Raw genomic sequence first — 12,348 nt, forward strand, 5'->3', positions numbered from 1 at the left:
GGCTAGCGCCTTACGTCCGGCGACCCCCTCTGGCCTGCCGGCCATCTCCCCCTCAAGGGGGGAGATCGGCAGCGTCGCCGCTCGCCAAAAACACCCACCTTCACCCTAAGCTGAATTGACCCGCCAGACCTGACATGCCAAAGGCCCGCAAAGCCTTTCATCTGGAGTAGCCTGATGACCGATCGCATCGAGATCGCCGGATTGCGGATTGCCCGCGAGCTGCATGAGTTCGTGGCCAAGGAAGCGCTGCCCGGCACCGGCATCGAAGCGGACGCCTTCTGGAACGGGTTTTCGGCCATCGTCCATGATTTGGCGCCGAAGAACCGGGCACTGCTGGCGAAACGCGACGCCATGCAGGAGAAGCTCGACGGCTGGTATCGCGACCACGGCGCCCCCGTCGATATGGAAGCCTACAAAGGCTTCCTGAAGGAGATCGGCTATATCGTTCCGGAAGGCCCGGCCTTCAGCGTGTCGACCGACAATGTTGACCCGGAAATATCAGTCATTGCAGGCCCGCAGCTGGTCGTGCCGGTCATGAATGCCCGCTATGCGCTCAACGCCGCCAATGCGCGCTGGGGCTCGCTCTACGATGCGCTCTACGGCACCGACGCCATTCCCGAAACCGACGGCGCCGAAAAGGGCAAGAGCTTCAACCCGGCGCGCGGTGCCAAGGTCGTTGCCTGGACGAAGACCTTTCTCGACGAGGCTGCCCCGCTCACCTCGGGCAAATGGGCCGGGGTCAACGGTCTGTCGCTGGCGCAAGGCGGGTTGCGGCTGAGTGCCGGTGCCGGCTCGACCACGCTGGCCAACCCGAAGCAATTCGTCGGCTACCGTGGCGACGCCGCCAATCCCGATGCGGTGCTGCTTGTGCGCAACGGCCTGCACATCGAGATCGTGATCGACCGCGACAACCAGATCGGCCGCACCGATCCGGCGGGCATCGCCGATGTCATCCTGGAATCGGCGCTGACCACCATCCAGGACTGCGAGGATTCGGTCGCCGCGGTGGATGCTGAGGACAAGGTCGTCGTCTACCGCAACTGGCTCGGCCTGATGAAGGGTGACCTGGCGGAAGAAATCACCAAGGGCGGCAAGAGTTTTGTCCGCAAGCTCAATCCCGACCGCTCCTACAGCGCGCCCGCCGGCGGCACGCTGACCGTGCCCGGCCGCTCGCTGATGCTGGTCAGGAATGTCGGCCACCTCATGACCAACCCGGCGATCCTTGACCGCGACGGCAACGAGGTTCCGGAAGGCATTATGGATGCGGCGATGACCGCTCTGATCGCGCTGCATGACGTCGGGCCGAAGGGGCGGCGCATGAACTCCCGCGCTGGCTCGATGTATGTCGTGAAACCCAAGATGCATGGGCCTGAGGAAGTCGCCTTCGCCGTCGAGATATTCGACCGTGTCGAGGCCCTGCTCGGCATGGCCAAGAATACCATCAAGATGGGCATCATGGACGAGGAGCGGCGCACCACCGTCAACCTCAAGGAAGCGATCCGCGCCGCCAGGGAACGCGTGGTTTTCATCAACACTGGGTTTCTCGACCGCACTGGCGACGAGATCCACACCTCGATGGAAGCCGGCCCGATGATCCGCAAGGGCGACATGAAGCAGGCCGCCTGGATTTCCGCCTACGAGGCGTGGAATGTCGACACCGGGCTGGAATGCGGGCTGGCGGGCCATGCCCAGATCGGCAAGGGCATGTGGGCGATGCCGGATCTGATGGCGGCGATGCTGGAACAGAAGATCGCCCATCCCAAGGCCGGCGCCAACACCGCCTGGGTGCCGTCGCCGACGGCGGCGACGCTGCACGCCACCCACTATCACAAGGTCGATGTCCATGTCGTGCAGGCCGCGCTGAAGAGCCGGCCCAAGGCGAAACTCGACGACATCCTGTCGGTGCCGGTCGCGGTCAGGCCGAACTGGACTCCCGACGAGATCCAGCGCGAACTCGACAACAACGCGCAAGGCATCTTGGGCTATGTCGTGCGCTGGATCGACCAGGGCGTCGGTTGCTCAAAGGTGCCTGACATCAACGACGTCGGCCTGATGGAAGACCGCGCCACGCTGCGCATCTCCTCGCAGCACATCGCCAACTGGCTGCACCACGACGTCTGCTCGCGCATCCAGGTGATGGATTCCCTGCGGCGCATGGCGGCCATCGTCGACCTGCAGAATGTTGGCGACCCGCTCTACCAGCCGATGGCGGCCGACTTCGACAACTCGATCGCCTTCCTCGCCGCCTGCGACCTGGTCTTCAAGGGCCGCGTCCAGCCCAACGGCTACACCGAGCCGGTGCTGCACGCGCGCAGGCTGGAACTGAAGGCGAAGCAAAAATAGGCCACGGGTAACCGAAGGTTCCCGTATCACTATAAATCACACTCGCTCGCAAAACTGTTCTGTCGCCGCGAAGTGAGGTAAGTCCTCGCAGCAGGAGGACGATTCTATGGCTATTGCGACAACTAATATTGTAAATTTGGACGCACTCATCCGCCGGGAGGATTTAGCCGCTCCGGGGGAGGTAGGCGAAGACATAAGTTCTTTGTCTATCGCGGGTCTGGAGCCAAAAGGCTTTCTGTATCCCGCACTGCGGAAACCGGATTTTCAAAGAGAGACTGCGAATTGGAGTCCAGAACAGGTCGCCGATCTTATTGGGACGTTTGCTCGTAAAGATTTGATACCCGCTGTTATCCTTTGGCGGGCAGGCCAGAATGTTTTCGTCATAGATGGCGCGCACCGCCTGAGCGCCCTTATTGCATGGGTTCATAACGACTACGGCGATGGGGAGGTGTCCAGGCATTTTTTCCAGAATGCAATTCCGGATGACCAGCAGGTAGCAGCAAAAAGAACGAGAGACTTGGCGGCGCTATCAATTGGCTCATATGCCGATCACAAAATGGCTATCGAGTACCCGCAGAACTCCCGCCCGGATGTTGCTGAGAGGGCGGCTAGAATCGGATGGCAAGAAATCCCAGCCCAATGGATCAGAAACGCCGACCATGACAAAGCGGAGAAAGCCTTTTTCCGAATCAATCAGGGAGGCACGAAGATAGATGCGACGGAGCGCCGTATCCTCGCCGCCAGGCGTTCCTCAACAGCCCTAGCGGCTCGGGCGATCTTGAGGGCTGGCACGGGCCACAATTATTGGAAGAAATTTGCTGAAGAGTCCCAAAGGGCAATAGAGGATCTTGGCCGCGAAATATCAGCTTTGCTCTTCGAGCCTACGATATCTCTTCCAATCAAAACGCTCGACTTGCCTGTTGCAGGACAGGGTTACGGCCCACAAGCGTTGCCGCTTGTTTTTGATCTGGTGAATTTGGCCAATCGAGTTCAAGTCAAAGACTCTAGCTATAAGGGGACGACCAGGGAGGAATCTCTAGACGTCGACCAAGATGGGGCAAAGACTGTAGATTATCTTGTGAAGGTAAGGGCCGCAATCTGGCGACTTTGCTCGACCAATCCCTCGTCCCTTGGCTTACATCCTGCGCTATATTTCTATGGCAGAAGTGGAACATTCTCTGCATCCTCACTTCTGACATTCCTGTCGCTATTTCGCGACTGGGACACCGGTGATTTTATTGCCTTCACAAAGGTTAGAGCAAAATTTGAAGAATTTCTGATGGTAAACCGCGGCATGAGTGAAGCGGTCAGAAAATTGGGAAGTGGCGTTCGCAGCAGACCTCGTGCGATTGCTTTCTACAAAGCGATTGTCGAGCATTTGAGCAAGGGACTGTCAGCGTCAGAGGTCGCAAAAATACTTAGAGACATGCCAGAATTCGAATTTCTAATTACTAGTCCTGACGAGCTCGACCTTGAGGGCGGATCGTTCTCACGAGACGTAAAGGGCGCGGCATTCATTCGGGATGCGTTGCCATCTGCGCCGAAATGTCCAACTTGTGGAGGTCTCATGCACAGAAATGGCATGCAAGTGGGCCACAGGCGCCCTAAACGGGATGGCGGATCGGGGAATCTTTCAAATGCTATAATGCAGCATCCATTCTGCAATAGTACCGTTGAAAACTAGCGCCCAAACCACCAATACCAGGTGGCGACGGAACCTCGTATTGCAGCAGCCTCAAATTCAGCCTAAGCGTGCCGCGCGGTTCGACAGGGTCCTCGGCCCGCGCTGTCACCGGGTCGACCATCGATGCCGTGAATGGTCTTCGACCTGGCTTCCGCGCGGAGATAGGGCGTTTAGGAAGCTGTATGGTTCAGGAGCCGAATGGTGGGATCGCGACGGTATTCGGAATTGGCGCGGTCCACGCCTTCCACCGTAATCGCGATCGTCCCGTTTTCCACTCTTGCTATCCAGCCTTTCGCTTTCAGATACCAGAGATGAAACTCGAGATGTTCTCGCGGACAGCCTGACAATCGTTCGAGCTCTACATCTCCGATCCCAGGATCGGTGACGTCGTGGCGGCGCTTTGCGTAAAGCAGCGACAGCAGTTTGGCCTGGATCACAGCATCCCGCTCGATGCCTTTGGTGTTGCTGGCTTCCTCGGTCAACTCGCGGCGAAGGCCGGCATGGTCTCTGTACGCGATGTCGTATTGAGCGCGCTTGACTGGATCCTTGAGCGTATTGTGGGCTTCCACGATTTCGCTGAAGCGGGCTTCATCGCCAGTCTGTTGATTGTCTGGATGATAGCGCATCGCAAAATAGCGAAATATGCGCTCCAGCGTTTCCGAGTTGGCATTCGGGCTAACTTCCAAAACTTCGTAGTAGTCAATGAACATAGCGGTACACCCTCAACCGCAATCATATTCGCATTGTCTAAATAAAGAACATCCAAAGCAGAAGCCCAGACTTAAGTCCGGCGTCGATAACGGCCACGCTTCTGGAAGAGGAAGAAAATGGCCGGCGCCCGTTCGGTGGGGGCCGTTGGGTGGTGAGGACGCCGGCCAAGCGGACAATCAGGTCCGCCGCACTGCAGAGATGGTCGATTCGCTGGGTGGCGGTTATGGCGTGATCGCGGAAGGCAACGTGGCAGGGTCAGCTTGTCGCGAGATCGCGTACTGCCAGATTTCGCCGGCAGGACCAAAACCCACAACCGCAAGCACGGCCATCAGCAGGCAGGTGACTTACGCCGCCTGCGCCACCCGCTCCGAACTCATCCGATAAGAAATCGCTTCGGCCAGATGGATGCGGCCGACGGTTTCGCTGGCGTCAAGATCGGCCAGTGTTCTCGCGACCTTCAACACGCGGTGGTAGGCCCGCGCCGAAAAGGCGAGCTTCTCGCTGGCGTCCTTGAGCAGCGACAGGCCGGCGGCGTCAGGCATGGCGATCTCCTCGATGACCGACGGCGCGCAATGCGCGTTGGTGGTGGCTCGGGTAGCGCCGAGCCGTTCGAAGCGTTCGCGCTGGATGGTGCGGGCACGCGCCACGCGCAGCGCCACATCGGCACTTTTCTCCGCCCGGTCCGGTCGGATCAGGTCGCTGGCCGAGACCGCCGGCACTTCGATCCTGAGATCGATGCGGTCGAGCAGCGGGCCTGAGATGCGCGCCTGGTAGTCGGTGCGGCAGCGGTCGCCGCGCAGGCAGCGATAGCCCGGCTCGCCGGCCATGCCGCATCGGCACGGGTTCATCGCCGCAACCAGCTGGATGCGCGCCGGGTAGGTGACGCGATGGTTGGCCCGCGCGATCATGCAGTCGCCGGTCTCCAGCGGCTGGCGCAGCGCATCGAGCGTCTGCGGCGTGAACTCGGGAAATTCGTCGAGGAACAGCACGCCGTGATGGGCGAGCGACACTTCGCCCGGCCGCGCGCGGATGCCACCGCCAACCATGGCCGCCATCGAGGCCGAATGGTGCGGCGCGCGGAACGGCCGCCGGTCGGTCAGCTTGCCTTCGCCGAGTTCGCCGGCCACCGAGGCGATCATCGACACTTCGAGCAGTTCCTTCGGCGCCAGCGGCGGAAGGATCGAAGGCAGCCGCTGCGCCAGCATCGATTTTCCCGATCCCGGTGGCCCGATCATCAGCATGCTATGGACGATAGACCCCCAGTTGGAGTAAGGCGTACACCCATGAAGAAGATCGACAGCACACGACGCCGAGCCTACTCATACGTGCGATTTTCTACACCGGAACAGGCCGCCGGCGACAGCTTACGTCGGCAGACTGACAAGGCCGCAAAATACGCTGCAAAACACAACCTCATTCTCGACGATAAGACGACGTTCCGTGACCTCGGCTTGTCAGCCTTTGGAGGTGCAAACGTTGCCGTAGGCGCTCTTGGTGACTTCCTCTCCCTGGTTCGGTCGGGTGACATCAAGCCCGGCAGCTGCCTTCTGGTGGAGAACTTCGACCGCATTTCCCGAGACAATATTTTGGACGCTCAGGCGGTCTTTACAGGCCTTCTTTCTGCTGGGATTACCATCGTCACTCTCAGCAACGAGCGCGCGTACTCTAGGGAGAGCCTCCGCGAGAATCAGTTTGCAATCTTCGAGATAATCATTGGTTTCATCCGGGCGAATGATGAGAGCGCTCGTAAGCAGGAACTCCTTCGTGCCGCGTGGCATGGCAAGCGGCTGAAGTTGAAGGAACGGGGCACACCCATGACGAGGCTAAGCCCTGGCTGGGTTCGGCTTCGCGAAGATCGGAGTGGGTTTGATTTGATACCCGAACGAGCCGAAGTGGTCCGCCGAGTATTCAACCTGACCTTGGTCGGCGAGGGGCAACACGCGATAGCGCAGATGTTGAACCGCGAAGGCGTCCCGGTGTTCCGTCGGGGCAAGATGTGGCACCGATCCTATATCAAGAAGATGCTGGCGGACCCGTCCGTAATCGGAGTGCATACGCCCCATCGGGTAGAGAGGATCGGCGGCAGAAAGCGGCGTATCCCGACCGAGGCTGTGGAAGGCTATTTCCCGGCGGCGGTAGACCGCGAAACATTCGAGCGGGCAAGCGAGTGATGAGCGCAATGATCTTCGCCGACAAGCGCCTTGAACGCTTCCCCCAGTTCACACGCAAGCTGTTCCGCAGGGGTGACAAGATCGCCGGGGTCGTTGATGCTATCGAGTCGAAGCATCCCCTGATAAAAGATCGCTTCCACTGCGGCATAGGGCACGATGTCCAGTTCATTGAGAGCCAGATCATGGTTGAGCTGTTGCTACTCATGAAGGCCAACAGGATCACTGCACTACCGATCCACGACGCGCTTATGGTGCCTGAGTCCACTGCCGCTACAGCCAAGGACGCCATGCTCTCGGTCTTCCAACAGATGACAGGTGTCGAGGGGATCGTCACCGGGGCGGGGGTCTAACCTCTTGTGCAGCCGACCTTCATCTGCATGTCTCTCGCTCCTACGTCCCTTCGCCCCTTGTCTCGTTAGGTGTCTATCCTGTCCCTGATACCCCTCACTTCCCCTCATGTGGAGCCTCAGTGCATGAGTAGGTGTTCACCCGGCGCTCCCCTAAGGGGGACTCGAGATTGACCGCGAAACTAGTCCGCAAACGCGAACGCAAAGCTGAGGTCAAGGCCAGGGCTACAGAGCCAAGCGCGATGTTCACCCGATGCCGAGTGGTGGGGTGCAGCAGGCCAGCCCGTGCGGGCACCGGGGACGGGCTCGACACGCGGTTCTGCCGGTCTCATGCCGACCACAACGCGCGTCACGGGAGCCCTTACCAAGCCTCGTACCGGGCTCGAGAAATCGTCCCATATAGGGTCGCTGCGCTCGCGTGGCTTGAGGCGAACCGTAGCGACAATTATGTCGCCAATGCAGTCGACCGTGTAGCCACCCTGCTGCAGACCTCAGGGCCTCATGTGGAGGCTTTCCGGTTGCGCGGGCTATCACCGCAGGAGCGCGCCAAGGCCGCTTGGGCGAGGCTGCGAAAGGCAGCTGTCGATCCTCGGCGGATAGTGGCGGCGTGGCTCGCAATCGAAATGGTCATCCGCGGCGATCCGCAGGCAGAACGCAAGGCTGAGTTCAAGCGAGTGCAGGCGGCTAAGCTGATCCACAAAATGGCCTCAGGAACGCACAAGCGCTGGGGTGAGGGTCCCACTTCCACAGACCTTCACGTCTACCCGAGGTCACGAGGACGAGTTCTTAGGCACATAGGCGAGGAGCTCGAGAAGGCCTGTGAGTTGCTGGTCGAGAAGCATCCCCCCGCCACTCTGGTAACTGGCGGGAAGAAACCAGCATGACAGCTCAGAGGCACGCGCCCCCGAGCCAGGAACAAACATCGCACGGTCTGCGCGCTCGCCTCGCAATGAAGCTACTTCGGTTCAATTCATCGGGTCGGTACCCGTTCTAATCCAATGTTCTAGCAGGGCATCGTGAAGCGGCAAAGTGGTACCAAGTCGGACCTGTTCACCATTCCATTTGGCCATGGCCGCCAACACTGATGAACCCTCCTTAGCCGCGTTGATATGTACGCGGAACTCTTTGTCGAGCGTATAGAGGCCGAGCTCAAAAGCCCTGTCGTGAGTGAGGCAAAGGTACAGACCATTACCAATGTGGCCTCGCAGGGACGGGTTATCGCTCCAGCGCGCTATGTGGGAAGCGACCAAGAAGCGATCATCGTCGACCGTACAGCCGGGGAAGCAACACCTCCCTCCGTAAGATGCTCTGATTCCTTTGGCAAACTCCTGTTGTCCCACCCGCCGCCTTGCCTCGGATAATACTGAGGCCGTTTTGACTACGGCGACGCTTTGGCCTGTTGACGGCTGCAGCCGCTCGTCGAACAAAGCCTCAAAGAGATCATCGTCGACCTCACTGAGGTAGGCACCATTGAGGCACTGAAGCCTACCCGCTTGCCTCACGAAGAATACGTTGCGCCTATCAGCGCCCCTCGCTCTGTTCCGCTCGAAGTACACCTCAAGGGGCTCTCGTCTTGTTCTAAATAGCTCGTTGAGATTGATGGGGGCTTCAAACGAAGTAAACTGCCCAAGTTCAGCGCGGTAGAAAGCTGCGGAGAAAGACCATCCCTTTGGCTCGGGCGGGCGATCGAGGGCCGCAGAGCCGTCTGTTGTTGCGATCGAATATCCCACAAACTCCGCATTAGGAGGGACGCCGCGCAGATGGAGGACGACGTCACCCGCCTTGATGTCTCCAACTTTGCTCCAGAAGGGCCAAGAGCTTCCGTTCTCCTTGTGGACCGGCGCCCATACACATTTGGTGAAGCCCCACGAGCCTCCCCCATGGGCGTCGTCACGGGACATCTCAAGGTACATCATTGTTGACCTTCCTGACGATTGGGCTGTGGCGGCACTACGCCTGACCGGTCGGCGCCCAAGGCCTATAAGGGTCTTTCGTCATCAGACTTGCAGCTGCAAGCCTTAGACCTCTTCATGGCGCTTAGACCGCATTGGATTTCAAATACTCGGCGACCTCGATTTCCTTCGTCTTAGAAAATACCCACCCCTGCAACGTTCCATTCCAACGACCGCCAATGTCCTTCAAGCCTTCCTTCAATGGCTTGGTATCACCTTTAACAACGAATGATCGCACCTCACCATCTTTTTCGTAGTCCTCCATGTAGACCTTGCCCTTCTTAGAAATCTTCTTGATGGAAGCAACGCGTTCCTTAAAAACCTCGGGTGATGGCCGAGACAAGGCCGATCCTGTAAGAAGAGTACGAACATTAATGCTTAATTGGTTAAATAGTTGCTCACGAAAATCTTCAAGGCTTGTGTAAGAACCAGTTAGTCCTATCTTCTGCATCCTGATCTCGAAGTCTTTAAGTGATTTATACTGGTCGATGTCGAGCTTGGTGGGATCGATGCGCCGAGATGAGAAGTAAACCATGACTGGCCTGCCATTCTCGATGAACCACTCAATCTCTTCTGCAGTCCCACTCTCGCTTACCCCAGTAGGTGACCCAAGTCGGGTCCAGAAAACACCAATCGCCATGTCGCAAGATGTGACAATCTGGTTGTTAATCACTCGTTGCGGGCGGTCCCCCATCAAGGGAGCGGAGTGTGTCTCCCACTTAACTGGCAACAGGACAACCGCGTTAGCTTCCGCATTAGTATTGTTCCATCGAGAAATTACTTCCGGTATGGCCTGCCGCTCTTCGTCCACGTCGCCCGGACTGGCGATCAGAATTTTGAATACCTTTGCGTCGAATGACATTTTGCCCCCTTAGCTTCGCAATCAGCTGAGGTACGACAATTTATTTAGAACTTCAATTTGGCCGTGCGAAAAACCGAACAATTCGGCCGCGTCATGACGCTATCAAGTCAAGCGTAGTGTCGTGTCGTGCTATCGACTTTACTATGAGAATAAATCCACGACGTCATCGGCTCGGTGGGCCTTCGCCGTGCGCTCTCTTGGGTCATTTGGTGATGCCAGAACGCACAGCGGACGCTGGGCAGGGAACTGATGAACCCTAAACAATTCTGCAAGGGTCTTTCGTTCACAACAGGAGCAGATTATGACCACCGGCGGCCGCCACTTCCAGCGCCCGCTTGGCGGTCTCCTGGCCCTTGATGTCGGCGAGATCGGGTAGGTCGCGCGCCGCGGCGTGGATGCCGGCTTCCGGTCGCGACAGCACCTGCGTGCCGCGAAAATGGTTGGCGATGGCGATCAGGCTGCGCGGCGCCAGGATGTCGAAATCCTTGCCCGCCCAGGCCGCTTCCGGCCCGCAGGCGAACGGGCAGATCAAGCCCTTGCCCTCGGCATTGGCGGCGATCGCCGCCGGCAAGGCGCCGGCGACGGCGGCAATCGTGCCGTCGAGCGACAATTCGCCAAGCACGACATAGCCGGCCAGCATGTCGCCCGGAATGGCGCCAAGGGCGGCCATCAGGCCAAGCGCGATCGGCAGATCGTAATGGCTGCCTTCCTTGGGCAGATCGGCGGGCGCCAGATTGACCGTAACCTTCTTCGACGGCATCGACAGGCCGGAAGCATGAAGTGCTGCCTGCACGCGCTCGCGGCTTTCGGCCACCGCCTTGTCGGCGAGGCCGACGATGTGCATGTTGACCTTGCCGGGCGCGATCATCACCTGCACGTCGACCGGCACGGCCTCGATGCCCTGGAAAGCGACCGTGCGAACCCGCGCCACCATCGTGCAACCCCAATTTAGGCTGGCCCCAGCCCGTGCGATCAGGCCAGGAATGGCCCCCTCGGGGAGACAATCACAATTCTCTGGTCAAATCAAGAACATTACGGGAACACATGAGCGCGCAGGTTGCAGCCGAATTGAGCCCGGTTGCAAAAACGGAACATGGTTAAGACAAAGTGAAAACGGGTTACTTCCGCTTGTCCTCGACCGCGTCCCAGAACAGGCTGGCGATGTCGGCGCCGCCGAAGCGCTTGACCTCGCGCACGCCGGTGGGCGAGGTCACGTTGATCTCGGTCATGTAGTCGCCGATGACGTCGATGCCGACGAGGATGAAGCCGCGCTCCTTCAGCGACGGTCCGATGCGGGCGCAGATCTCGCGCTCGCGTTCTGTCAGTTCGGTTTTTTCGGCGCGGCCGCCGACATGCATGTTGGAGCGGGAATCATGCTCGGCCGGCACCCGGTTGATGGCGCCGACCGGCTCGCCGTCGATCAGGATGATGCGCTTGTCGCCCTTGCGCACGTCCTTGAGGTAGCGCTGCACGATATAGGGTTCGCGGAACATCTGGCCGAACATTTCGAGCAGCGAGGCAAGGTTGCGGTCGGCCTCGTGCAGATGGAAGATGCCGGCGCCGCCATTGCCGTAGAGCGGCTTGACGATGATGTCGCCGAACTCCTTGCGGAAGGCGGCAACTTCGAGCGGATCCTTGGTGATCAGCGTGTCCGGCATCAGGTCGGAAAACTCGGTGACGAAGATCTTTTCCGGGCTGTTGCGCACCCAGGCCGGGTCGTTGACCACCAATGTCCCGGGATGGATGCGCTCCAGGATGTGCGTGGTGGTGATGTAGTTCATGTCGAAGGGCGGATCCTGGCGCAGCAGGACGACGTCCATTTCCGCGAGATCGGTGCGTACCTGCTCGCCCAGCGAATAATGGGCTCCCTTCTCGTCGCGCACCTGCATCTCCTCGATGCGGGCAAACACCTTGCCGTCGCGCAACGACAGCCGGTCGGGCGTGTAGTGGAACAGCTGATGGCCGCGCTGCTGCGCCTCCAGCGACAGCGCGAACGAGGTGTCGCCGGCGATCGACACGGTGGAGATGTGGTCCATCTGGACGGCGATTTTCAGCTTCATGGCGGGTCTCCGGCGGCTCGGATGGGCGACTGTCTTGCCTGTACAGGCTCACTGCCCGTCTGCCAATCGCGACATTTTGAAGATTGGCATCAGAAGTCGCAAACCCGAGCCAGCGTCCGATCTGCCCCGGCCATCTGGAAACAAGGCGAACAGCGCGTCATCGCTTTCTTAAGCCTAGCCGTGCAAAGGTAAGCCCCGAATGCGCCCGGCAGTGTTGA

General features: G+C 59.3%; 8 protein-coding genes and 2 pseudogenes. 4 read left to right on the forward strand and 6 right to left on the reverse strand.

Annotated elements, in window-relative coordinates; genetic code table 11:
• Positions 1 to 174 precede the first annotated feature (174 nt).
• Together EN993_RS09100 and EN993_RS09105 are read left to right on the forward strand one after the other, a co-directional pair.
• The gene (locus EN993_RS09100) at positions 175 to 2,343 is read left to right on the forward strand and encodes a malate synthase G (RefSeq protein WP_127262999.1); all 2,169 of its coding nucleotides are present in this window, start codon (positions 175 to 177) and stop codon (positions 2,341 to 2,343) included.
• Between the two features lie 106 nt (positions 2,344 to 2,449).
• Positions 2,450 to 4,027 (forward strand): DUF262 domain-containing protein, encoded by a 1,578-nt coding sequence (locus EN993_RS09105; RefSeq protein WP_127263000.1) that lies wholly within the window; start codon positions 2,450 to 2,452, stop codon positions 4,025 to 4,027.
• A 170-nt stretch (positions 4,028 to 4,197) separates the two neighbouring features.
• Here EN993_RS09105 and EN993_RS09110 read toward each other — a convergent pair whose 3' ends face one another.
• Positions 4,198 to 4,737 carry a J domain-containing protein gene (locus EN993_RS09110; RefSeq protein ID WP_127263001.1) on the reverse strand — a complete coding sequence of 180 codons (540 nt, stop codon included), beginning with the start codon at positions 4,735 to 4,737 and terminating at the stop codon, positions 4,198 to 4,200.
• Positions 4,738 to 5,082: 345 nt separating this feature from the next.
• Positions 5,083 to 5,985, reverse strand: a pseudogene (locus EN993_RS09115) (ATP-binding protein); the annotation flags it as partial.
• Between the two features lie 36 nt (positions 5,986 to 6,021).
• On the opposite strand from EN993_RS09115, the gene EN993_RS09120 reads away from it, so the two are divergent.
• Positions 6,022 to 6,909: a recombinase family protein gene (locus EN993_RS09120; protein ID WP_164757588.1), complete on the forward strand. Its 888-nt coding sequence runs from the start codon at positions 6,022 to 6,024 to the stop codon at positions 6,907 to 6,909.
• Positions 6,909 to 7,259, forward strand: a complete 351-nt coding sequence (locus EN993_RS09125) for a hypothetical protein (protein WP_206532358.1) — start codon at positions 6,909 to 6,911, stop codon at positions 7,257 to 7,259. Before EN993_RS09120 ends, EN993_RS09125 begins: the two co-directional genes overlap by 1 nt.
• A gap of 962 nt (positions 7,260 to 8,221) precedes the next feature.
• Here the strand turns inward: EN993_RS09125 and EN993_RS09135 are convergent.
• The 4 genes and pseudogenes from EN993_RS09135 to gshB form a co-directional block, all read right to left on the reverse strand.
• Positions 8,222 to 9,172, reverse strand: a complete 951-nt coding sequence (locus tag EN993_RS09135; RefSeq protein WP_127263004.1) for an HNH endonuclease — start codon at positions 9,170 to 9,172, stop codon at positions 8,222 to 8,224.
• 121 nt (positions 9,173 to 9,293) lie between these two features.
• Positions 9,294 to 10,070 (reverse strand): hypothetical protein, encoded by a 777-nt coding sequence (locus EN993_RS09140; RefSeq protein WP_127263005.1) that lies wholly within the window; start codon positions 10,068 to 10,070, stop codon positions 9,294 to 9,296.
• A 286-nt stretch (positions 10,071 to 10,356) separates the two neighbouring features.
• Positions 10,357 to 11,004, reverse strand: a pseudogene (locus tag EN993_RS09145) (magnesium chelatase domain-containing protein); the annotation flags it as partial.
• 184 nt (positions 11,005 to 11,188) lie between these two features.
• Positions 11,189 to 12,130: a glutathione synthase gene (gene gshB / locus EN993_RS09150; RefSeq protein ID WP_127263006.1), complete on the reverse strand. Its 942-nt coding sequence runs from the start codon at positions 12,128 to 12,130 to the stop codon at positions 11,189 to 11,191.
• Positions 12,131 to 12,348 lie beyond the last annotated feature (218 nt).

The organism is Mesorhizobium sp. M7D.F.Ca.US.004.01.2.1, assembly GCF_003997785.1.
Classification (GTDB): domain Bacteria; phylum Pseudomonadota; class Alphaproteobacteria; order Rhizobiales; family Rhizobiaceae; genus Mesorhizobium; species Mesorhizobium loti.

Bases quoted from the DNA above. Each gene is read 5' to 3' on its own strand.
- EN993_RS09100 (WP_127262999.1), top strand. From the start codon at position 175: ATGACCGATCGCATCGAGATCGCCGGATTGCGGATTGCCCGCGAGCTG.
- EN993_RS09125 (WP_206532358.1), top strand. From the start codon at position 6,909: ATGAGCGCAATGATCTTCGCCGACAAGCGCCTTGAACGCTTCCCCCAG.
- EN993_RS09110 (WP_127263001.1), bottom strand. From the start codon at position 4,737: ATGTTCATTGACTACTACGAAGTTTTGGAAGTTAGCCCGAATGCCAAC.
- EN993_RS09105 (WP_127263000.1), top strand. From the start codon at position 2,450: ATGGCTATTGCGACAACTAATATTGTAAATTTGGACGCACTCATCCGC.
- gshB (WP_127263006.1), bottom strand. From the start codon at position 12,130: ATGAAGCTGAAAATCGCCGTCCAGATGGACCACATCTCCACCGTGTCG.
- EN993_RS09140 (WP_127263005.1), bottom strand. From the start codon at position 10,070: ATGTCATTCGACGCAAAGGTATTCAAAATTCTGATCGCCAGTCCGGGC.
- EN993_RS09120 (WP_164757588.1), top strand. From the start codon at position 6,022: ATGAAGAAGATCGACAGCACACGACGCCGAGCCTACTCATACGTGCGA.
- EN993_RS09135 (WP_127263004.1), bottom strand. From the start codon at position 9,172: ATGATGTACCTTGAGATGTCCCGTGACGACGCCCATGGGGGAGGCTCG.